Genomic DNA, 22333 nt, shown 5'->3' on the forward strand with positions numbered 1-22333 from the left:
TTTTGTAGTTTTGAAGCTTATAGATATAATTTAAACTGTTGAACCATGAGTGTGATTATAGGCCAAAAAGAATATTTCAAAGGCATCGAAAAAATTAAATTTGAAGGAGTTGATTCTGATAATCCTTTAGCATTTCGTTACTATGATGAAAATAGAATAGTAGCGGGTAAAACCATGAAGGAGCACCTTCGTTTTGCTATTGCGTATTGGCACTCTTTTTGTGGAGATGGTTCAGACCCATTTGGACCAGGCACGCATCACTATCCATGGGATGTAGCATCTGATCCTCGTCAGCGCGCGGCAGATAAAGCTGATGCAGCATTTGAATTTATTACCAAAATAGGTGCACCATTTTATTGTTTCCACGACGTGGATGCTATCGACCAGTCGAATGATCCGAAAGAATTCAGCAGTCGCGTGCAATACATATCCGATATTTTTGCCAAGAAACAAGCGGAAAGTGGCGTTCAATTACTTTGGGGAACGGCCAATTTGTTCTCAAATGAGCGGTATATGAACGGTGCAGCGACCAATCCAAATTTTGAAGTAGTGGCCCATGCGGGTGCTCAGTTAAAATCAGCGATTGATGCAACGATAAAATTAGGAGGTCGTGGTTATGTTTTCTGGGGAGGTAGAGAAGGTTACATGTCATTATTAAACACAGACATGAAACGCGAGCGTGAGCACTTTGCTCGAATGTTGCATACTTGTGTGGAATATGCTCGTAGAAATGGATTTAAGGGTAAATTCTTTATTGAACCAAAACCTTGTGAGCCAACTAAGCATCAATATGATTATGATTCAGCTACGGTGATTGGTTTCTTGAGAGAGTTTGATTTGCTTTCTGAATTTGGATTGAATTTAGAGGTTAACCATGCTACTTTAGCTGGACATACTTTTGCACATGAGTGCCAAGTAGCCTCTGATAATGGAATGCTAGCTTCGATGGATGCTAACCGCGGAGATTATCAAAATGGTTGGGATACTGACCAATTCCCAACGGATATTTATGAATGGGCTGAAGCTATGGCCATCGTATTACGTCAAGGTGGTTTAGCTGGAGGAGGAATTAACTTTGATGCGAAGCGTCGTAGAAATTCAACGGATGCGGCTGATTTATTCTATGCTCACGTAGGTGGAATGGATACCATTGCTCGTGCTTTATTGATCGCTGATAAGATTTTAACTCACGGAGAAATGGATCGTTTGAAAGCTGCTCGTTATGCCAGCTTTGATTCAGGTAAAGGTGCGGAATTTGAGCAAGGAAAATTGAAATTGGAAGACTTATATCAAATTGCCACTGAAATTGGTGAGCCAGCCTTGATATCAGGAAAGCAAGAATATTTAGAAAATTTATTGGGCAGATTTGTCTAAGAAAATGAAGAAAATTCTCTTTTTATTGCTGTTAATTGGCAGCAATGTTAAAGCAGCAGGGCCGAAAGACCCTGCTCTTTTTTCAAGTGCCAAACCCTGGGCATATTGGTGGTGGCCTGGAAATGCTGTTTCTGAAAAAGGAATTACGCATAACTTGGAGGCTTTTTCTAAAGCAGGTTTTGGGGGTTTACATATCATTCCCATTTACGGAGCTAAAGGTTATGAGAAGCAATTTTTGAATTACCTAAGTCCTGAGTGGAATAGCAAATTGGCATTTGTCTTGAAGGAGGCCAAAAGGTTACACTTGGGAATTGATTTAACCTTAGGAACAGGCTGGCCGTATGGAGGACCCCAAATTGGAGCAGCCGAAGCGGCTAAATCTTATAAAATTCAACAAATAACTTTATCTGAAGGAGAAAAATTAGCCCCAATTTCCCCCGCGCTTGATAAATTTCCGAATGCTAAATTGGTATCCATCACCGCTTATCAAGCTAAGAATTTTCAAGAAGATTTATGGCCATTATATCAACAGGGCCAACTAGCCAACTGGAAAGCCAAAGTCTCTAATACCGTTGTTTATTTGTTTTACCAGACATTAACCCAACAAAAGGTGAAACGCGCCGCTCCGGGTGGAGAAGGTTTGGTCATGGATCATTTTTCTCAAGAAGCTTGGGATGTTTATAAACAACCATTCGCGGCTGTCTTAAAAAAGTCGCATGCCCCCTTAAGAGCCATTTATACCGATTCTTATGAAGTTTATGGAGCAAACTTTAGTCCTCGTTTATTTGATGAATTTAAGCGCATAAACGGCTACGATTTACGCCATTATTTACCCGTTTTGGCAGAAGCAAAAGCAGAAGGCGAATTCCAAAACCAAGTTTGGGCGGATTATCACCGTACCTTAGCTCATTTATTGTTAAATCAGTTTACCAAACCTTGGGCACAATGGATTAAAAGTCAAGGATTTATAAGTCGGGATCAAGCACATGGATCCCCTGGAAATTTAATTGATTTATATGCCTCAGTGGACATTCCTGAAACCGAGTTTTTTGGAAGTAAGCCCTATACCATTCCAGGTTATCGCATTGATCCTGATTATGATAGCGTTCGATTTGGAATACCTGACCTAAGAAATATCAAATTGGCTTCTTCGGCAGCTGATATCATGGGTAAAAAACTAGTTTCTTGTGAAACAGCTACTTGGTTAGGAAACCATTTTAAAGTTTCATTGGCTCAAGTAAAACCCATCATTGATGAAGTTTTTATTGGTGGAGTCAACCATGTTTTCTACCATGGTGCTACCTATTCACCACCCGAAGTAGCCTGGCCAGGTTGGTTATTTTATGCTAGTACCAATTTTAACCCACAAAGTCATTTTTGGGGTGCATTGCCCGAATTGAACAAGTATATTGAAACATGTCAAAGCATGTTACAGAAGTATCCGACCGACGCTGACTTGCTCTTGTATTTTCCCATGGAAGATATTTGGCATCAAAGAAATTCATCCGGTAAAACCCATGCGCTGGATTTGCATGCCAATAGTCGTGATTGGATGATTCAAACCCCATTTGGTAAATGGTCCAATGCCTTACAAAACCGTGGTTTTCAGGTCGATTATGTATCTGATCATTTACTTAGCACTTTACAGGTAGTAGCTCCAAAGAGATGGAAGGCCCCTTCGGGTAATACCTATAAGATGTTATTAATTCCTCCTAGTACCCATTTGTCTTTGGAAACTATGGAATTATTAGCCGGATGGGTTAAGCAGGGTATGCCCGTTTATTTTTTAGAACATATTCCCTCAGTGCCTAGTACTTGGAATTATTCAGATGAACAAAAGGAGCGCTGGAATAAGGCCCGAGAAAGTTTTCTATTAAAGGTATTATCTGATCCTGCTGATGCCTTAACTCGTCACGCTGTCAGTAAGGAAACGATGGCCGAGCAAGGGCTTTCTTTTATCCGTAAAAGGACGGAAAACGGTTTTGCTTATTTTGTTAGCAATTTATCCCATCAGTTTTCAGAGGGAAATATTTCCCTAGCAAAATCTGGTTCGAGCCTTGAACTTTTGAATCCATTAACACAGGAGTTGAAGAAAATTAAATTACCGAAATCCAAAGTTTTAAACTTAGTCTTGGCGCCAGGTGAAAGCCGGATTATCAAGGTGTCAAATACCTTCAAAGGAGGGGAAATACAAGCTTTGTTAGAAAAACAAGAAGTCTTCATCCAGCCTAAGGGTAACATACAAGTGGATTTTTTACATGGTTCGCCCTTTTTACCTTCTTCCCTTAAAATGAAGGAATTAAGCTATTGGACGAAGGACTCATCTACGCATCAATTTAGTGGCTCTGCGAAATACTCCTTTGATTTTTCTTTAACTGCGGAAGAACTAAAATCAGCTAAAATCCTTCATTTTGATCAGGTTAGAGATTGGGTAAAAGTCCGATTAAATGGAAAAGATGTAGGAATAGTTTGGTCAATTCCATTTCAATTAAAGCTTCCTGCAGGAATATTGAAAGAAGAAAACCACATCGAATTGGAAGTAACCAATGTATCAGCTAATCGAATCCGCCAGTTGGATAAAGAGGGAGGGAAATGGAAAAATTTCTATGAGATTAATTTTGTGGACATTCGCTATAATCCTTTTGATGCTTCTAATTGGCCCATAACGGACAGTGGCCTGCAAGGTAACATCTATTTTAGTAATCGATGAATGCTCCATTAGCCCACTTATCTGAGCAAATGCATGCCCATGCCCAGGAAGAAAATTCGTTCTGGATGAGGAAATACATGCGGGATCAATTCCCATTTTTAGGGATTAAGAAACCGCTGAGGCATCAAATTCTCCAGGCATGGTACAAGCAGGAAGGTAAAGGTTTAGATTGGTTTGTGGTAGCCAATGAATTATTTCAAATGAGGGAACGAGAATTTCAATACCTCGCATTGGATTACCTCTTATTGGAGAAAAAACAATGGGATGATCGAATTCCCGAATTAGTGGAAAATTGGATTGGAAATCAATCCTGGTGGGATGTTGTAGATGTTTTGGGACCACATGTTATGGGGCATTATTTATTGAAAAATCCTGCTCAACGAGATTTTTGGATTAGTCGTTGGATGTCATCAGGTAATTTTTGGCTTCAACGGGTTTGTGTTTTGTTTCAGCTGACGTATAAGCAAAAGACCGATATTGCCTTATTATCCAGCATCATTTTGGAACTTTCTCGGGAGAAAGAATTTTTCATCCAAAAAGCTATCGGTTGGTCATTAAGACAATATGCTCGAGTGGATGGTATTTGGGTGAAAGATTTTGTTAAATCCCATGAATTGGCCGCCTTGAGCAGGAGGGAAGCTTTAAAGCATTTATAGAAAAAGCCTTGTCGGAATGATTCTATTCTGACAAGGCTTTTAAAATGAAATGGCATCAGTGATTATGCCTTATTCCTTTTTTTCATTAGGGCCAATTCGTGGGCTGTATCATAATAGCTACGTAAATTGGACCAATCAAAGGTATCCGCAATACTCTCTACGCGGTTTCTTTGCGTAATTCTTTCCCTTTGAGATTGTTGGGTAAATTTGAATAAATTGTTGGCCAATTGTTCCACCGACTCTTGGTAAGTTTGGCTTTTACGATTCACTACGCTTACGCCCCATTGCTCATAATCTCGCATGATTTGCATGATATAATCCCCAAAGCCAGATAAGTCGGAAGTAACAGTAGGCACTCCTCTAGCCATACATTCTAATGGAGTATAACCCCATGGTTCATAATAACTTGGGAATACACCTAAATGACAGCCTCGTACAAACTGACTGTAATCTAAACCAAATAATGGATTCGTAGAAACAATAAAATCAGGGTGATAAACAATCTTGACTTTATCATCTGGGTTATTCAATAAATTGGTGCGATGCAGATTGCGGATGATGTCATCTTCTTGTTTCAATAAGTGAGTAACCACTTTAGGACGAGAACCAGATTTCCAAGTTTGAACTGTTCTTCTAAGACGAAGTCGCCAATATTCATCAACAAAATTGTTTAAATCAGGTAATTGTAGGTTGTTGGAAGAAGCAGCTGCTAAAAATAGTTTTTCCCCTACTTCTTTTTCAATGGCTGAGCAGTTCTCTCGAATTTCATTTAATACGGCACGTGAATGCAATACTTCTGGATCAATGGAATGGTATGGCTGCTTGGTGACAAAAAACATTACCACCGTTTTCTTGGAGCCAATGTCCTTCATTTTTTGATTTAACAAGGCGAGTGCATCAAGCGTTAAATCGTATCCTTTATTGCTATATTCGAATCGACCAGAGGTAAATAAGTAGAGGGTTTGATCCAGGTCAAATGCTTGACTTTGGAAAAAATGCCCCATGACAAATTCAGATAAATTCTGCTTGTATTTGGAATGCAAATTTTGATGCTCATGCAAGGCTGCGAAGCGTTGGATATTCAATCCATTTGGCAAGATCAATTCAGGTATTCGACCCAAAAAATATTGACATTCTTTGGCCGTGATATCACTGACGGTAGTCAAAACGTCTGCTTTTTGAGCGGCATGTCTTTCAAAGCTAGCTTGAGCTTCAATGCCATAATTAACGGCTTCTTTATACCAGTCAAATGTATCTATGACATCATAAAAATTGGGAACATTGCCGGCGAGGTAACGCCCTAACATGGTAGCATGTGTCGTGAATACCGTTGAAATTTTTACTTTATCTTTCTTTAAATCAGGTAAACAAGTGGAAGCCATCCATTCATGAAAATGAACGATTAGGTCTTTTTTATTCTGATTTTCTTGTGCCCATTTCGTGATGAATAGTCGGATTAATTCCCCCAAAGCAATGGTTTGGTTTACTAATTCTTCTACTCCTAAGGTGGAGATTTTATGGTTTTCCCAAATTCTACCTTTGATGGCATTTATTTGTTCATAAATGGAAGCTATGTCAAAGAGAATGATTTTTGGTTTACCGGTTATTAACCAATTACCATAATGCACTTGATATCCTTGCTCCCTCATCCACAAAATAGCCCTTTCCATTGGGGTGTCTTCCCCCACTGGTAGAGCCTCAAATTCAGCTGCAGCCGTTTGAGGAAAATAGGGGCCTAACAAGGCATAGTCATCTCCCCATTTTTCCACCATAGAAGGAACTTTGGTACGAATAACCGTATATATTCCACCTACTTGATTACATGTTTCCCAAGCTACTTCGACTAAGAATTTCTTTTTAACTACGGGCTTTCTTGTTTTAATTTCGTTCGTCATAGTGAAATGATTTAAGACATGTAAGAGGCACTTTCAATGACTTCCGTTTTTCCATTTTTGGTAATGGTGAAATTAAAGCCTTTTTGAATAGCATAAGCACCATATTCTCCTTTTTTATTCATGGCTAAATAGCCAACTTGAAATTCTTGGTATTTATATCGTTTAACTATCCGCATAATGGCTTCTTCACAAGCCTGCTGTGGACTTTTACCTTGTCTCATAAACTCGACAATCAGGAAGGAGCCCAATGTTTTCATCACAAATTCTCCGAGGCCGGTAGCACAGGCTCCACCCACTTCATCATCACAAAATACAGCTCCACCAATGATAGGAGAATCCCCCACGCGACCATGCATTTTAAAGGCCATGCCACTTGTGGAGCATGCCCCCGCTATTTCACCGGCTTTTCCTAAGGCTAACAAGCCGATGGTATCATGTCGTTCGATGTTGACTTTTGGCTCATATTTAGCTTGTTTCTTCCACTCAAGCCAAGCTTTTTTAGATTTTTCTGTCAATAAATTCTGCTTTTTGAAACCTTGCGACAGGGCGAATTCCAGAGCTCCAGCACCAGAAAGCATGACATGGGGTGTTTTTTCCATTACAGCCCTAGCTACCGAAATAGGATGCATGATGTGTTCAAGAAAGGTAACAGATCCGGCATTGCCCAGGTGATCCATGATACAAGCATCCAAGGTCACATGTCCATCTCGGTCTGGATATCCTCCATACCCCACCGTCGTTTCATTGGGGTCTGCCTCCGGTACCCAAGCACCCGCTTCTACACCATCCAAGGCTTTTCCTGTTTCCATGATTTTTTGATACCCCGCCTGGGTACCTTTTTCATTTTTCCAAGTAGCTATGATAATGGGTTCTGGGATGCTTTGCTGTTCTAATAAAGCAGGACTAGCAAGTCCTAAAATTCCTGTAGTTTTTAAAAATGATCTTCTTTTCATTCAATATTTATGGCCTCGCCCACTTAAGAATTAATTTTGTTTGTTGATTGAATAACAAATGTGTAAAATTGTCTTTCTAAATTAAAATAAAATCTTTGAATTTTCATCTTCAAATGAGTGCCCAACGCATCAATGAGACAATTTAAATCCTTTTTCCCTTTAATCGTAACCTTAATTTGGACTTATGCCTTGCATACCAATTGGGGCACCTTACCTCCGATGGGTAAATTACTAAGTCCTTTCCACGGATTCTGGGTCAATGCTGAGAAAGCAGATGCCTCGGAGCAAACGGAGGAGACCCTACAAATTCCTGGTTTAATTGAGCCTGTTCAAGTCTTGTACGATGAAATGGCTATTCCCCATGTTTTTGCTAAAAATGACCACGATTTATACTTGGCTCAGGGTTATTTAACAGCCAAAGATCGTTTGTGGCAAATGGAATTTCAAACCCATTTTGCTGGTGGAAGAATTTCGGAAATCGTCGGATCTAAAGGAATGGCCTCGGATCAATTTCAACGAAGAATGGGGGCTGTGTATGGTGCGGAGCAATCCTTAAAAGGTATGGTGGAAGATCCAGTGGCTAAAGCCTCGCTAGAAGCTTATACAGATGGAGTTAATGCTTACATAGAAAGCTTAAATGACCGAACATTACCCTTAGAATATAAATTATTGAATTATCGTCCTGAAAAATGGGCACCTATTAAAAGTGCCTTATTTTTAAAAAATATGTCATTTGTTTTGGCTTCAGGTACGGATGATTTAAAGATGACTAATATTTTGAGAAAGTATGGTCGTGAAGTAGCCGAGCATTTATTCCCAAATTATCCCTTCGAAGAAAGTCCGATTATCCCCGAAGGGACTCCCATAGATTTCAAGCCTTTGCCTATTCCGGCAGCTCCTGCAGATTTTATAGGTTTAGGAAGTACCATGAAAACTCCAGAAAAAGATCCGAATACGGGATCGAACAACTGGGCAGTAGCGGGGAATAAAACGATATCGGGAATGCCAATTTTAGCCAATGATCCCCATTTGACGCTTTCATTGCCTTCCATTTGGTATCAAATGCAATTGGTAGCACCAGGTATCAATGTTTATGGATCTACCATGCCAGGTTCACCCAATGTGATTGCCGGATTTAATAAGAACATCGCTTGGGGAGTTACCAATGTGGGTTCGGATGTGTTGGATTGGTACCAAATTAAATTCAAAGATGCTTCTAAGCGAGAGTATTGGCATGATGGGAAATGGAAAAAAACGACCATGCGCATAGAGAGGTTTAAAGTAAGAGGGGAGGATGATTTTGTTGATACCGTGTTTTTCACGCACCATGGTCCGGTGGTTTATTTGAGTCACGAAAAACCATTCCGTTCGAATATACCGGTTGGACATGCTTTAAAGTGGATTGCCTTGGAAAAATCGAGCGAAGTTTCTGCTTTTTATCAGTTAAATCGTGCTGCCAATTATGAGGAATATAAAGCGGCAATTACCCATTTTTCTGCACCAGCGCAAAACTTTGTTTTTGCTAGTAATCAAGGAGATATTGCTCTTTGGGTCAATGGAAAATTCCCTTTAAAATCTCCTTTACAAGGTAAATATCTATTGGATGGAACGGATCCAGCAGCTGATTGGAAGGGCTATATTCCTCATGATCATGATCCGCATGTTAAAAACCCGCCTAGAGGATTTGTGAGCTCAGCAAACCAATTTTCGGTGGATAAAAGTTATCCATATTATTTGGGCTGGCAGTTTGCTCCCTCTGAGCGTGGAAGAAGAATTAATGAGCGCTTAACAGCCATGAATAAAGCCACAGTTGATTCATTGAGGGGGCTGCAAAATGATAATTTTAATATCAGGGCCCGTAGATTATTGCCATTATTATTGCCTCATATTACCAATCCTAGTCCAGCCATGGCATCAGCCATCGATGTATTGAAGAAATGGGACTTGCAGAATTCGAAGGAATCCATTGGTGCTACTATTTTTGAAAATTGGGTGATTTTATTGCAGTCTTTCCTTTGGGATGATGAATTCAATAGTGATGAAAAGGCGCCTATGAATATTCCAACGGTGGATAGAACATTGAAATTGATCATCGAAGAACCGACAGCAATTTGGTGGGACAATGTGAAAACCAAGAATAAGAAGGAAAGTATGGATGATATCATTCGAACTTCTTTCCAAGCCAACGTAGATAGTTTAACTAAGCTACATGGACCATTAGGTGCTGATTGGGTTTGGTACAAACATAAGCAGACGGGTGTTCGTCATTTAATTCCAGGCATGGATGCCTTGAGCCGACTCAATATTCCCATTGGCGGAGGTGGTACCATAGTGAATGCTTCAACTACCAAAACAGGACCTTCTTGGAGATTGGTGGTTGAATTGTCTAAATCAGGAAATCCGAATGCCTATGGCGTTTATCCAGGCGGACAGTCAGGAAATCCGGGTAGTTCACATTATGATGATTTAATTGATACCTGGGCCAAAGGAGAGTTAAGACCCTTATTATTTTTGAATCAACCTGATCAAAAAACCAATCGAATTCGTAAAAAAATGATTTTAACTAAGTAATTATGGCACAGCGTAACGTGAGTACATCTTTTGCCCTTACTACAATTCTCATTTTGGTAATATTGGGCGCAATTGTTCAAATATATTTGCCTTGGTATGCCATGGGAATTGTGTTTGGAATAATTTCCTTCTTTTTGGCTTTACCGAGTAGATCGGCATTTTTAATTGGATTAGGGGCTGGATTTATCCTTTGGAGCGTTTCTGCGATTTGGATGGATAGCCAATTCCCAAGTACTTTGCCTTCACGCATGGCACAAATTTTACCTCTAGGTGGAAGTGTGCTGGCTTTATACTTGCTTACAGGTGTTTTTGGAGGTTTAACTGGGGCATTATGGTCCTGGGCAGGCTCAAAATTGAGAGGAAATCATTGAAAATTGTAATTTTTTAGGACAACTGAATAAGACCTTGTATCTTTGCGTCCTAGTCATTTTTAAACATTATACCCCGTGAAAAATCTTCATTATGCTTGGTTAGTAGTTTTAACTTTTGCAATTGCTTATTTGTATTTTAAACCATCAGGGTCTTCAGCAGGAATTGGAGCCACTACTTCTGACGGAAAGAGAATTGTATTCGTTAATTCAGATTCACTTTTGAATAATTATCAATTCTACAAAGACGCTCAAAAAGAGTTTGAAAATAAAGGATACCGTTTACAGGTTGATTTAGGTCAAAAAGAAAGAGCACTTCAAGGGGAATTGCAAGCTATCCAACAACGTGCTTCTGCTATGACTCAAGCAGAATTGCAAGCCGCTGACATGACTTTAAAAAAGAAGGGTGCAGAATTGCAACAATATAGCCAGCAAAAGCAAGCTGAGTTAGGTCAAGAACAAGCTAAGAAAAACGAAGAGTTATATAATAACATTCGTGAGTATATCACCAAGGTGAACAAAGAGAACAAGTATGAATTCGTTTTGGGTTATTCTAAACTAGGAGGCGGTATTTTATTTGCTGATGCTTCTGTGGATGTAACTCAAAAAATGATTGAAGGTTTGAACAAAGAATACGCTGCAAAAAAAGCGGGTAAGTAATCTTTTAAACGCTAAAAAGCCACGCAGTGCATCTGTGTGGCTTTTTTATTTGTACCAACATGGCAAGAGAAAAAATTCAAAAGAAAGTTGAAATACAGAATAGAAGAGCTTCTTTTGAATATGCATTTTTGGAAACCTGGACCGCAGGATTGGTATTGACAGGCACGGAGATTAAATCCATCCGTCAAGGAAAAGCCAACCTCACAGACGCCTATTGTTTGTTCATGCAGGACGAATTATATGTGAGAAATATGCATATTTCCACCTATGAAGAGGGTACTCATTTCAACCATACGCCACTTCGAGATCGAAAGTTGTTATTGTCTAAAAGGGAGCTGAAAAAACTTCAAAAAGAGTTAAAAAATGTAGGCTTAACCATCATTCCTACTCGATTATTTATTTCAGATAAAGGCTATGCCAAACTGAATATTGCCTTGGCAAAGGGTAAAAAAAGTTTTGATAAGCGAGAGGATATTAAGGAAAAAGATGTCAAGCGAGAAATGGCTAGGCAATTATCCTAAGCTTTATTTCTAAAGCGCTTAGCAAGCTTTACTGCTGCCATGATCAGTATTCCAAACAAGGTAAATCCAAGTAAGCCATAAAGCCAATCCAGGCTATTTTTTCCTACCACTAGAAACACCACTGACACCAATAAAATGGTGGCAATCTCATTGAACAGTCGAAGCTGGGGACCAGAGAAAATAAATTTTTGTTGTCGGAATTTTAAAATTATGTGGCGACAATAGAAGTGGTAAATGGTAATACCAACCACAAAGGCCAATTTTAGGTGCAACCATGTATGTTGCCCAAAACCATCCCACCACTGAAGATAAATAAGACTCAGCCCTGTCAACCAAGTTAAAAACATGGCTGGCATCATGATGGCATTGAATAATAACTTTTGCATTTTTTCGAATTGCGAGGAAAGAATGCTGCGCTCAGGTTCTGCTTTATCTTGAGATTCTGCCTGATAGACCAATAAACGAGGTAAATAGAATAATCCAGCAAACCAACTTACCACAAAAATGATGTGCAGTGATTTTAATATTGGATAGATCATGATCTTTGGTACCGTTTGAAAAAACTATTTACTTTTAGTTGAATTACCCCGAAGATAGCTTCTTTGAAAATATTGGCAGACATTTTACTTTCTCCTTTCGTACGGTCGGTAAAGATAATAGGCACTTCAACAATCTTAAATCCGTATTTCCAGGTAGTAAATTTCATTTCTACTTGGAAAGCGTATCCAATAAATTTGATTTCGTGAAGAGGTATTGTTTCTAGCACTTTTCTGCGGTAACATACAAAGCCGGCGGTAGCATCTTGGATCGGCATCCCTGTGATAAAGCGTACGTAAAAGCCAGCAAAATAGGACATTAAAACGCGTCCTATGGGCCAGTTTACTACATTGACGCCATTGATATACCTAGAACCAATAGCCATATCAGCATCTTGTTCACAGGTCTGGTATAAGCGTACTAAATCGTCAGGATTGTGAGAAAAGTCCGCATCCATTTCAAAAATAAAATCGTATTGCTTTTCGATACAATAGTTAAAACCAGCAATATAGGCAGTTCCTAATCCCAGTTTTCCTTGGCGTTCGATCAGATGAATTCTTTTTGGGAAATCGACTTGTAATTGTTTTACGGCTTGGGCCGTACCGTCTGGAGAACCATCATCTACAATTAACACATCAAATAAAGGATCTAGGCTCATTACCTTTTCGATAATGGCTTGGATATTTTCAATTTCATTGTAGGTCGGGATGATGACAATCCTCGAATTCATAAATTTATATTTTTTGATAGCAAAAACATTCGGTAATATGGTCATTAACCAGGCCCGCAGCTTGCATAAATGAATAGCAAATAGTTGGACCGACGAATTTAAAACCGTGTTTCTTCAGGGATTTGCTCATGGCTAATGAGATTTCCGTACTGCTAGGTAATTCTTGATGACTGAAGAAGTGGCTTTTTATGGGCGTAAACCCTACAAATTCCCAAATGTAGCGGTCAAAGCTACCAAATTTTTCCTGAATTTTGATAAATGCTTGAGCATTCATTTTTAGGGCATTGATTTTTAATCGATTTCGGATAATTTTTGGGTTTGAAAGGCATTCTTCAAACTTATGGTCCTCCCATTGAGCAATTTTTTGATAATTAAATTGATCAAAGGCCTCTCTGAAGTCTTCACGTTTTCTAAGAATGGTAATCCAGCTCAATCCTGATTGAAATCCTTCTAAGATTAAAAGTTCAAACAGTTTTTGTTCATCATGTTGAGGTATTCCCCATTCCTGATCATGGTAGTCTATGTAGAGAGGGTCGGAAGAAACCCAGGCACATCGAGTTTGATTCGTCATATCATTCAATTAGCCTGCAATCAAGTGAATTTATGGGGAATAGCCTTGTTAAAAACTGATAAATTCATAAATGAAGTTTTCCTCTTGCCATTAGAACTGAATTCTTTCAAAAAAATTTCTACCTTTGACCTTAGATGAAGGTGTGTAAATCTTTCCTAAAGATTGTCACTTAATAGGGAATTTGGTCAAAGCCAAAACTGTCCCCGCAACTGTAAGTTTTTGTAAAGCATTTATCAAATCAAAGCCACTGGATTTTCTGGGAAGGTAGATAGATGATGAAAACGAGTCAGGAGACCTGCCTTTTTCGATTCTTGATGTCGCATTACGGAGGATGAGACGAGATCGAGCGTTCGAGTATTTTTTCAATTTTATAGCCGAGAGGCTACACATCATGTTTCATTTAAAATCGCAATGCTTAGCATTGGGGGCGATTTTGTTCCCTAGCGCTTTGGCTTTTGCTCAGCAATCAGCTGAATCTCAATTATTGTCCGAAGTACAAGTTTCTGCCCCAAAGTATCCCCAAAAATTAAGCCAAACGGGGAAGGTGGTAAGTTTGATCAGTCGAACTCAATTAGATCAAATGGCAGGTAAAAGTTTGGCCGAAGTACTACAAAGTCAGGTCGGAATTTCCATCAATGGAGCAAGAAGTGCACCCGGGTCAAATCAAGAAATTTACGTCCGTGGGGCTAACACGGGACATGTATTATTATTGATAGATGGATTTCCTGTAAATGACCCCTCGCATATTTCTCAAGTAATGGATTGGAATTTATTGGATATCAGTTCATTGGAGAGAATTGAAATATTAAAAGGAGGTCAATCTACCCTGTATGGTTCAGATGCCATGGCAGGGGTAATTAATTTGGTGACGCAAAAACCTAGTTCCAAGCAAATACAAGGGAAAGTTCAAGTACAAGGTGGAAGTATCGGTGAATTAAACACAAGTGCTCAAGTTCGCGGATCCTTAGCCAGAAATTTGTGGAATATTCAAGTTCGAGATTTTATAAGTCAAGGATATTCAGCTGCAAAGGATACATTGGGGAATTTTGAAAAGGACGGATTTCGTCAACAGCAGGTACATTTGGCTTGGTCTAGACCCATTGGGGAAAAGTCTTGGTTGGATGTTTATTACCAATGGAATGCCAACAAGAGTCATTTAGATGCAGGTCCGTATGTCGATGAAAAAGATTATACAGCTAAAGCGAATTCTAGCTCTATACGTTTGCAATATCAATATAAGGGAAAGGTTACAACCTGGTATTTTCGGGCTTTTCATGAATTTATTCACCGTAAATTTACCAACGACTCCAGTTTTATTGCTGCGAATGCTTGGACCAATTTTTCTCAATCCAATTATGAAGGTAAAAGTCAAGGATTGGAATGGTATGGTAAATGGGTTTTAGGTAAAGAATTGATACTATTAGCCGGTACTGAATATCGTTTTCAAAATACCTTACAAACAGATTACTCGATTAGTAATTTTGGAAGATATGACTCGCCTGCTTTAGCACCTGAAAAAGCCAATCAATCCATTTGGGCAAGTTATGTTACGGTGCAGAAGCATGGGGAAAGGGGAGGAATTGAGTTAGGCACTCGATGGAATAAGTCTTCCAATTTTGGTGATTTCACGACCTTTACCATTAATCCCTATTTATTTTTAACGAAGGATTGGAAGTTGTTTTCTAATGTTTATTCCGGATTCAAGGTTCCTTCCTTGTATCAATTATATTCTCCTTATGGAAATAGTGCATTGAAGCCAGAATTAGGATCAACTTTAGAACTTGGATTGTCAGTCGCACAGGCAGCTTGGTCGGCTAGGATAGTCGGTTTTCAAAACACAGTAAAAGATGGGATTGTTTTTCAATCGAAAAGCGTAGATCCTTATGGAGAATATGTCAATGTTTCCAAACAAAATACTCGAGGGCTTGAATTGGAGGGTAACTATAAAACAGGGCGATTTAATTCGTCCCTGAACTACACTTTTCTTGATGGAAATCTGACAAATAAAATCGCAGGGAAGGATAGTACTTATTCTTCCTTAATAAGGCGGCCTGCGCATTCTGTGGTATTAAATTTGAGTTACCAAATTAATGCGAAATGGCAAGTGTCATGGATGCATCATTGGCAAGCTAAAAGAACTGATTTTGTTTATGATGAGGCATCATTCAGCGTGGTTTCTAAGCAATTGAAACCCTACGTCTGGTCGGAGTTACAAAGTAGTTATCAGATAAGTAAGCAGTTGCAATTCAATCTTTTGATTAAAAATTTGTACAATCAAACATTTGTTGAATCATATGGATATTCAACTCAGCCATGGAATCTATTGCTTGCCTTGAAGTATCAGTGGTAAGTTTTGGGATTTTTTTTCAACGCTGTCAAGGTTTTAAACCTTGACAGCGTTAGGCAAAGCTATTCTTTCTTTGCTTACATCTGTTTTTAAAAATTGATATTTTTCTCATAAAATCAACAGATTGATTTTAATTTAATTTATCAAAAAACTGGAGGGTTTTTAAAAATAAAAATGCCAATTTTACCAACGCTGTCAAGGTTTTAAACCTTGACAGCGTTAAGAAATCATGGTTTAAAGCGCTCGTAGACTTCTTTGCCTGATATGGGGTCTTTACCAAATAATTCAATGTAATTGACCGAAGGCATAAATTTACTTTCGTCTACGCTCACAAAGACTCTTTTTAGGACTTGAAGCTTTCCGTTGATTGGGAATAAGGCAATGGGTAGACCTTTGGGGTCTAGTTTGACAACAAATTTCCTTTTCCTGTATGCCAAAAAATAGGCTTCATAAGCAGGTTCAATTTCACTTGGAATTTTGTTGGTATATAAGCCGTATGCTAAGGTTTTCTGAATGGAAGACAATTCTTCTTGTTGGCCTTTTTCTGCATACCTAATCCAATAAGTATGTACCGGATTTTTGGAATTTAAGGCTTTAGAACTTGTTAAATTAGCGTCATAGACCACCACATTCGAATTAGAACTACGTTGAATGTAGAATAACCTAATAGCACTTTCTGGGGGATTAGGAAAAACTTCGTAAGTGGCCAATGCCGGGAAAGTACCTACCATTAGCCACAAAAAAATCCGAATAAAAGTTGAAAGTAATCTCAAGGTAAAGCTTAGCTGAAATACGAAAATGATTATTGTTTTTCCATCTTTTCAACAATTTCCTCTGAAATACCTACACAAGAGAAACCTCCATCATGGAATAAGTTTTGCATAGTTACTTTACGAGTTAAATCAGAAAATAAGGTAATAACATAATCTGCACAATCATCAGCAGTAGCATTGCCTAATGGAGACATTTGGTTGGCATATTCATAGAATGCATTGAAACCACTTATCCCTGTTCCAGCTGTTGTTTTGGTTGGAGATTGAGAAACTGTATTAATACGTACTCCTTTAGCTTTACCATAGTGATAACCATAGGATCTCGCGATGGATTCCAACATGGCTTTCGCTTGAGCCATGTCCGTATAATCAGGGAAAGAACGTTGAGCAGCGATGTATGATAAAGCTACAACAGACCCTCCTTGAGCGATAGCATCTTTTTTCTGAGCTACCTGAAGCATTTTGTGGAAGGAAAGAGCAGATACATCCAATGATTTTAAAAACCATTCATAATTTAAATCTCCATATTCACGTCCTTTGCGGATGTTCGTGCTCATTCCAATGGAATGCAATACAAAGTCGATTGGCCCGCCTAAAAATTCGATGGACTCATCGTAAAGTTTTTCTAAATCTTCAATCGAAGTGGCATCAGCACCGATAACTTTGGCTCCGCATTTTTCAGCTAGGTGATTGATTTCTCCCATGCGCATAGCGAGTGGAGCATTGGTCAAGGTGAAAGTTGCTCCTTCCTCGTGAGCTCTTTCTGCAATTTTCCAGGCGATGGAATCTTCGTTTAATGCGCCAGAAATAATACCTCTTTTTCCTTTAAGTAATTGATATGCCATATGAAGCGATCTAGATCGATTGAATTTTTGTGATTTTGCCTCCAAAGTAACGAATTTTTTCTCAGAATAGAATGGATTTATCTATCTCAAATACCATTCTATTTGCTGAATAGGTTGTTATTTAGAAAAATATGCGTAAATTGCGAAGGAAATTTAAGAAATGAAGAGGGGTTTTTAATCCCTCTTTTTGTTTTCAATTGGAAAAGCATGGGTGATTTATCAGAAAAAATTAGGGAGTGGTTGTTGGCTTATGTGGGAGATGGTCCTATTTTTTTAGTGGATTTGCAGGTTTCACAAGGAGCTAAACGCAGTCTCGTAACGATTTTAGTCGATACATTAGAAGGGATTTCCATTGATGAATGTGCTTTGTTGAGCCGTAAGTTGGCACATCATATTGAAGAAAATTTGTGGATTGAGGAGGCTTACAATTTAGAAGTTTCTTCTCCTGGTTTGGATTTTCCATTAACGCAAGGATGGCAGTTTCAAAAAAATATAGGTCGAAAGGTTAAAGTTTGGATGAAGAAAGAGGGGCAATTTGAAGGAGTTTTACTCGCTTACAATGAGGATTCGATCGAGGTTTTAACTGAAAAAACGCTGAAACATCGAGTAATAGTGGCTAAGGAGTCTACTTGGATTTCCTTAGCAGAAATAGATAAAATTAAAGTACAAGTGTCATTTCAATAAAAAAAGAGAGATAGCAATGAACAGTGTTGAATTAATTTCGTCATTTGCAGAGTTTGCTCGGGAAAAGAACATTGATAAGCCGTCGATGATATCGGTTTTAGAAGATGTATTTCGTACCATGATTCGTAAGAAATTTGGTTCCGATGAAAACTTCAATGTGATTATCAATCCCGAGAGTGGCGATTTAGAGATGTGGCGTACACGTGAAATCGTGGACGATAATTCGGAAGATATTTGGGATTTTGATAAAATTCCTTTGTCAGAGGCGAAATTAATCGAGCCCGATTTTGAAATTGGTGAAGAGGTAGCTGAATTGATCAAGTTAGAGGATTTCGGTCGTCGCGTAGTTCAAACAGCTCGTCAAACCTTGATTCAAAAAATAAAGGACATTGAAAAAGAAAGTCTTTATGATAAGTATAAAGATTTAGTGGGTGAATTAGTTAGTTCCGAAGTATACCAAATTTTGGGTAGAGAGTTGATCTTGCTAGACAGTGAAGACAATGAATTGATTCTACCTAAAACTGAAATGATTCCAAAGGATCGTTTTAAAAAGGGAGAGACAATTAAAGCAATCATTCACAAGGTTGAGATGGCTAATGGTACGCCACGTATCATTTTATCACGTATTTCACCTGTATTTTTGGAGCGCTTATTTGAACAAGAGATTCCAGAAATTTATGACGGCACTATTACTATCCGTAAGATTGTTCGTGAACCAGGTGAGCGCGCTAAGGTAGCTGTAGAATCATATGATGATCGTATTGATCCAGTAGGGGCTTGCGTAGGTATGAAAGGATCCCGTATTCATGGTATTGTTCGTGAATTACAGAATGAAAATATTGACGTGATTAACTTCACAGATAATTTAGAGTTATTAGTTGCTAGAACCTTGAGTCCTGCGAAGTTAAACTCGATGACGATTGATAAAGAGCGTAAACGTATTTCGGTATTTTTAAACTCAGATCAAGTATCTATGGCCATTGGTCGTGGAGGTCAAAACATTAAATTAGCTGGTAAGTTAGTCGGATATGAAATTGATGTCTTCCGTGATGTGCCTAAAGATGAATTGGACGAGGAAGATGTAGAATTGAATGAATTCTCTGACGACATTGACGCTTGGATTTTGGATGAGCTACACAAGATTGGTTTGGATACAGCCAAGCAGGTTTTAGCTTTATCTAAAGAAGAATTAGAGCGTAGAACGGAGTTGGAAGAGGAGACGATCGAAGATATCTTATCGATTCTTCGTGCTGAATTTGAGTAAGTTGTAACACATTGAATGATTTATAGTATTTTGTAATTTTTATGGCAGAAGAAAAGACAATGCGATTGAGCCTTGTAGCAAAACAAATAAACGTGGGGACGTCTACGATCCTTCAGTTTCTTTCTGCTAAGGGTCACAAAATTGATAATAACCCAAATGCCAAATTAAATTTTGAGCAGCTTAGCTTATTGGCTAGAGAATATGATGCGAATCATATTTTGGAAGCATCAGAAGCTCCCAAAAAAGCTGTTGAAGAAGTAGTTGTGCCAGAACCTGTGGTTGTCGAGGTGAAAAAACCTGAGCCAGCCCCTGTTGAAGAGGTTGTTGCCCCAGCTCCTGAACCAGAAAAAGTTGTTGAAGTTCCTGTGGTAGAGGTTGCCAAACCTGAACCTGTGAAAGAGGAGGAACCAAGACCTATGGGTTTAAAAGTGGTGGGTAGAATCGATTTAGACAAAAAAGGTCATCCTGTTGCGCCAAAACCCGTTGAGAAACCAGTGGAGGCCCCAAAAGTAGAGGAAAAAGTGGTGGAACCAGTGGCACCATTGGTGCCTGAAGCAAAGGTAGAGCCAGTACAAGAAGTGGTTGAACCCCTAAAGGAGGAACCTAAAACTGCTGTACCAGAAGTACCCGTTGTTACTCCAGTTGTGGAGTCAACTATTCCTGATATTGAGTTAATTGAAGCAAAGGGTGAAACTTTAAAAGGATTAACTGTTTTAGGTAAAATTGAATTACCTACTCCTAGTGATCGCTCGGGTGACAAAAAGCACAAGAGAAAGCGTATCATTAAAGAAGAAAAACGGCCTGTTTCTAACGAAACAGCCAATCGTCCGGCACCAGCAGGAGGAGGCGATTTCAAGAAAAAGGATTTTGGAAAGAAACCAGCTGCTCCGGGTGCAAAGCCAGGAGGGCCTAAAGAAGAGCTTTCCGATAAAGATATTCAAGAACAGATTAAGGCAACCATGGCTCGTTTGCAAGGTGCAACGAACAAGCAGAGCTTTGGTGCTGATAAGCGCCGTGTTAAACGTAGAGAGCGGGCAGAAGCGGATGAAGCACGTCAATTAGCTGAAGATGAAGAATCAAAAATCTTAAAAGTAACAGAATTTATTTCAGCTAGTGATTTAGCCTCTTTGATGGATGTTTCCGTCAATGAAGTAATTTCTACTTGTATGAGTTTGGGTATGTTCGTTTCGATCAATCAACGATTGGACGCCGAAGCAATTACCATTATAGCAGATGAGTTTGGGTTTGAAGTGAGTTTTATTTCAGCGGAAGAAGAAATTGATGCTGTTGAGGTAGAAATTGAAGATGATCCAGCTGATTTAGTTCCAAGAGCTCCCATCGTAACCATCATGGGTCACGTTGACCACGGTAAAACATCCTTATTGGATTATATTCGTCGGGCCAAAGTAGCTGCTGGTGAAGCAGGTGGTATTACACAACATATTGGTGCTTATTCGGTACAAACTGAATCAGGAAAAAAAGTTACTTTCTTAGATACTCCCGGTCACGAAGCCTTTACTGCGATGCGTGCTAGGGGTGCTAAAATCACCGACGTGGTTATTATTGTGATTGCGGCAGATGATTCTGTCATGCCACAAACAAAAGAAGCAATTAACCATGCAATGGTAGCGGGAGTACCCATCGTATTTGCTTTCTCAAAAGTGGATAAGGATGGAGCAAATCCAGATAAAGTTCGTGAGGAGCTAGCTGCCATGAATATGTTAGTGGAAGATTGGGGTGGTAAATACCAATGTCAAGAAATTTCTTCCAAATCAGGATTAGGTATCGATGATTTATTGGAGAAAGTGTTGTTAGAGGCTGAATTATTAGATCTAAAAGCAAATCCTAATAAGAAAGCTGTAGGTTCTGTTATTGAAGCAGAATTGGATAAAGGACGTGGTTACGTAACGACCCTATTAATCCAAGCAGGAACTTTGAATATCGGTGACATGATGTTGGCTGGAGATAATTATGGTCGTGTAAAGGCCATGTTTGATCACCACGGAAATAAAATTAAAAAAGCGGGGCCATCTACACCTGTTCAGGTTTTAGGATTAAATGGAGCTCCACAAGCAGGTGATAAATTGCTCTGCTTAGAGAATGAGCGTGAAGCTCGTGAAATTGCGAACAAGCGTGAGCAAATTTTACGTGAGCAGTCTTTACGTACTAGGAAACACATTACATTGGAAGAAATTGGTCGTCGTAAGGCTATTGGTACTTTCCGTGAATTGAATGTAATTGTAAAAGGTGACGTGGATGGTTCAGTAGAAGCTCTTTCAGATTCCTTGTTGAAGCTTTCAACTGAAGAAGTTCAAGTAAGAATTATTCACAAAGGTGTAGGTCAAGTGTCTGAATCAGATGTGGCTTTAGCATCTACATCCGATGCGGTAATTATTGCATTCCAAGTTCGACCATCTGTGAATGCCCGTAAATTGGCTGAAGCTGAGCAAATAGAAATTAGAAACTACTCCATTATCTACCAAGCAATTGATGAAATCAAAGCTGCTATGGAAGGTATGTTGGCACCAACTTTTGAAGAAGTTATTACTTCAAATATCGAAGTGCGCGATGTATTCAAAATTTCAAAAATTGGTACCGTAGCTGGATGCTATGTATTAGATGGAACGGTGAAGCGTGCCAATAAAATCCGCGTGATTCGCGACTTTGTGGTTGTTCATGAAGGAGAAATATCAGCTTTGAAGCGTTTCAAAGATGATGTAGCTGAAGTCAAGTTTGGCTATGAGTGTGGATTGTCAGTAAAGAACTTCAATGACCTAGAAGTAGGAGACACGATTGAATGTTACGAAATGAAAGAAGTAAAACGTACCTTGAAATAATAACTCAAGTATGCTTATATCAAAAAGGCCAGTTCGA

18 protein-coding genes and 1 riboswitch are annotated in these 22333 nt (G+C 39.0%); of the genes, 11 read left to right on the forward strand and 7 right to left on the reverse strand.

Annotation, left to right across the window (positions count from 1 at the left end; genetic code table 11):
* Positions 1-45 precede the first annotated feature (45 nt).
* The 3 genes from xylA to ACST15_RS03885 are packed head-to-tail and all read left to right on the forward strand — an operon-like array spanning position 46 to position 4740.
* Positions 46-1374 (forward strand): xylose isomerase, encoded by a 1329-nt coding sequence (xylA, locus tag ACST15_RS03875; RefSeq protein WP_459453332.1) that lies wholly within the window; start codon positions 46-48, stop codon positions 1372-1374.
* Positions 1375-1378: 4 nt separating this feature from the next.
* On the forward strand, positions 1379-4084 hold the full coding sequence (locus tag ACST15_RS03880; protein WP_459453333.1) for a glycosyl hydrolase: 2706 nt from the start codon (positions 1379-1381) through the stop codon (positions 4082-4084).
* Positions 4081-4740 carry a DNA alkylation repair protein gene (locus ACST15_RS03885; protein WP_459453334.1) on the forward strand — a complete coding sequence of 220 codons (660 nt, stop codon included), beginning with the start codon at positions 4081-4083 and terminating at the stop codon, positions 4738-4740. Before ACST15_RS03880 ends, ACST15_RS03885 begins: the two co-directional genes overlap by 4 nt.
* A 62-nt stretch (positions 4741-4802) precedes the next feature.
* On the opposite strand, the gene ACST15_RS03890 is transcribed toward ACST15_RS03885, so the two are convergent.
* Positions 4803-6635 (reverse strand): glycosyltransferase, encoded by a 1833-nt coding sequence (locus ACST15_RS03890; protein WP_459453335.1) that lies wholly within the window; start codon positions 6633-6635, stop codon positions 4803-4805.
* Between the two features lie 11 nt (positions 6636-6646).
* Positions 6647-7588 carry a N(4)-(beta-N-acetylglucosaminyl)-L-asparaginase gene (locus ACST15_RS03895; protein WP_459453336.1) on the reverse strand — a complete coding sequence of 314 codons (942 nt, stop codon included), beginning with the start codon at positions 7586-7588 and terminating at the stop codon, positions 6647-6649.
* Positions 7589-7720: 132 nt separating this feature from the next.
* On the opposite strand from ACST15_RS03895, the gene ACST15_RS03900 reads away from it, so the two are divergent.
* From ACST15_RS03900 to smpB, 4 genes are all read left to right on the forward strand, one after another.
* On the forward strand, positions 7721-10159 hold the full coding sequence (locus ACST15_RS03900) for a penicillin acylase family protein (protein ID WP_459453337.1): 2439 nt from the start codon (positions 7721-7723) through the stop codon (positions 10157-10159).
* 2 nt (positions 10160-10161) lie between these two features.
* Positions 10162-10530: a hypothetical protein gene (locus ACST15_RS03905; RefSeq protein ID WP_459453338.1), complete on the forward strand. Its 369-nt coding sequence runs from the start codon at positions 10162-10164 to the stop codon at positions 10528-10530.
* Positions 10531-10605: 75 nt separating this feature from the next.
* Positions 10606-11187, forward strand: coding sequence for an OmpH/Skp family outer membrane protein (locus tag ACST15_RS03910; protein ID WP_459453339.1), 582 nt, complete (start codon positions 10606-10608; stop codon positions 11185-11187).
* 59 nt (positions 11188-11246) lie between these two features.
* A complete protein-coding gene (gene smpB / locus ACST15_RS03915) occupies positions 11247-11708 on the forward strand; it encodes an SsrA-binding protein SmpB (protein ID WP_269004586.1) in 462 nt (153 codons plus the stop codon).
* Here the strand turns inward: smpB and ACST15_RS03920 are convergent.
* Genes ACST15_RS03920 through ACST15_RS03930 form a run of 3 tightly spaced genes read right to left on the reverse strand, consistent with a single transcriptional unit; the run spans position 11705 to position 13546 of the window.
* A complete protein-coding gene (locus tag ACST15_RS03920; protein ID WP_459453340.1) occupies positions 11705-12247 on the reverse strand; it encodes a CopD family protein in 543 nt (180 codons plus the stop codon). The genes smpB and ACST15_RS03920 overlap by 4 nt on opposite strands.
* A complete protein-coding gene (locus ACST15_RS03925) occupies positions 12244-12975 on the reverse strand; it encodes a polyprenol monophosphomannose synthase (protein WP_459453341.1) in 732 nt (243 codons plus the stop codon). Before ACST15_RS03925 ends, ACST15_RS03920 begins: the two co-directional genes overlap by 4 nt.
* Before the next feature lie 4 nt (positions 12976-12979).
* Positions 12980-13546, reverse strand: a complete 567-nt coding sequence (locus ACST15_RS03930) for a DNA-3-methyladenine glycosylase I (protein ID WP_459453342.1) — start codon at positions 13544-13546, stop codon at positions 12980-12982.
* Positions 13547-13667: 121 nt separating this feature from the next.
* Positions 13668-13863: riboswitch (cobalamin riboswitch) on the forward strand.
* A 74-nt stretch (positions 13864-13937) separates the two neighbouring features.
* Here ACST15_RS03930 and ACST15_RS03935 point away from each other — a divergent pair.
* The gene (locus ACST15_RS03935; RefSeq protein ID WP_459453343.1) at positions 13938-15896 is read left to right on the forward strand and encodes a TonB-dependent receptor plug domain-containing protein; all 1959 of its coding nucleotides are present in this window, start codon (positions 13938-13940) and stop codon (positions 15894-15896) included.
* 224 nt (positions 15897-16120) lie between these two features.
* On the opposite strand, the gene ACST15_RS03940 is transcribed toward ACST15_RS03935, so the two are convergent.
* Both ACST15_RS03940 and ACST15_RS03945 read right to left on the reverse strand, forming a co-directional pair.
* Positions 16121-16624, reverse strand: coding sequence for a DUF4833 domain-containing protein (locus ACST15_RS03940; RefSeq protein ID WP_459453645.1), 504 nt, complete (start codon positions 16622-16624; stop codon positions 16121-16123).
* 71 nt (positions 16625-16695) lie between these two features.
* Entirely contained in the window at positions 16696-17511 is an 816-nt protein-coding gene (locus ACST15_RS03945; protein ID WP_129026783.1) for an enoyl-ACP reductase FabI, read from the reverse strand.
* 207 nt (positions 17512-17718) lie between these two features.
* Here ACST15_RS03945 and ACST15_RS03950 point away from each other — a divergent pair, with 207 nt between their 5' ends.
* Genes ACST15_RS03950 through infB form a run of 3 tightly spaced genes read left to right on the forward strand, consistent with a single transcriptional unit; the run spans position 17719 to position 22296 of the window.
* Positions 17719-18195, forward strand: a complete 477-nt coding sequence (locus ACST15_RS03950; RefSeq protein WP_459453344.1) for a ribosome maturation factor RimP — start codon at positions 17719-17721, stop codon at positions 18193-18195.
* Positions 18196-18211: 16 nt separating this feature from the next.
* Positions 18212-19459: a transcription termination factor NusA gene (gene nusA, locus ACST15_RS03955; protein ID WP_459453345.1), complete on the forward strand. Its 1248-nt coding sequence runs from the start codon at positions 18212-18214 to the stop codon at positions 19457-19459.
* A 41-nt stretch (positions 19460-19500) separates the two neighbouring features.
* Entirely contained in the window at positions 19501-22296 is a 2796-nt protein-coding gene (infB, locus tag ACST15_RS03960; protein ID WP_459453346.1) for a translation initiation factor IF-2, read from the forward strand.
* Positions 22297-22333 lie beyond the last annotated feature (37 nt).

It is taken from the genome of Aquirufa sp. Wall-65K1 (genome assembly GCF_054558475.1).

Excerpts from the sequence above, each read along its gene's own strand:
- ACST15_RS03880 (WP_459453333.1), top strand. The coding sequence starts at position 1,379 with ATGAAGAAAATTCTCTTTTTATTGCTGTTAATTGGCAGCAATGTTAAA.
- nusA (WP_459453345.1), top strand. The coding sequence starts at position 18,212 with ATGAACAGTGTTGAATTAATTTCGTCATTTGCAGAGTTTGCTCGGGAA.
- ACST15_RS03895 (WP_459453336.1), bottom strand. The coding sequence starts at position 7,588 with ATGAAAAGAAGATCATTTTTAAAAACTACAGGAATTTTAGGACTTGCT.
- xylA (WP_459453332.1), top strand. The coding sequence starts at position 46 with ATGAGTGTGATTATAGGCCAAAAAGAATATTTCAAAGGCATCGAAAAA.
- ACST15_RS03945 (WP_129026783.1), bottom strand. The coding sequence starts at position 17,511 with ATGGCATATCAATTACTTAAAGGAAAAAGAGGTATTATTTCTGGCGCA.
- ACST15_RS03930 (WP_459453342.1), bottom strand. The coding sequence starts at position 13,546 with ATGACGAATCAAACTCGATGTGCCTGGGTTTCTTCCGACCCTCTCTAC.
- infB (WP_459453346.1), top strand. The coding sequence starts at position 19,501 with ATGGCAGAAGAAAAGACAATGCGATTGAGCCTTGTAGCAAAACAAATA.
- ACST15_RS03885 (WP_459453334.1), top strand. The coding sequence starts at position 4,081 with ATGAATGCTCCATTAGCCCACTTATCTGAGCAAATGCATGCCCATGCC.
- ACST15_RS03940 (WP_459453645.1), bottom strand. The coding sequence starts at position 16,624 with ATGGTAGGTACTTTCCCGGCATTGGCCACTTACGAAGTTTTTCCTAAT.
- ACST15_RS03925 (WP_459453341.1), bottom strand. The coding sequence starts at position 12,975 with ATGAATTCGAGGATTGTCATCATCCCGACCTACAATGAAATTGAAAAT.
- ACST15_RS03935 (WP_459453343.1), top strand. The coding sequence starts at position 13,938 with ATGTTTCATTTAAAATCGCAATGCTTAGCATTGGGGGCGATTTTGTTC.
- ACST15_RS03905 (WP_459453338.1), top strand. The coding sequence starts at position 10,162 with ATGGCACAGCGTAACGTGAGTACATCTTTTGCCCTTACTACAATTCTC.
- smpB (WP_269004586.1), top strand. The coding sequence starts at position 11,247 with ATGGCAAGAGAAAAAATTCAAAAGAAAGTTGAAATACAGAATAGAAGA.
- ACST15_RS03900 (WP_459453337.1), top strand. The coding sequence starts at position 7,721 with ATGAGACAATTTAAATCCTTTTTCCCTTTAATCGTAACCTTAATTTGG.
- ACST15_RS03890 (WP_459453335.1), bottom strand. The coding sequence starts at position 6,635 with ATGACGAACGAAATTAAAACAAGAAAGCCCGTAGTTAAAAAGAAATTC.
- ACST15_RS03920 (WP_459453340.1), bottom strand. The coding sequence starts at position 12,247 with ATGATCTATCCAATATTAAAATCACTGCACATCATTTTTGTGGTAAGT.
- ACST15_RS03950 (WP_459453344.1), top strand. The coding sequence starts at position 17,719 with ATGGGTGATTTATCAGAAAAAATTAGGGAGTGGTTGTTGGCTTATGTG.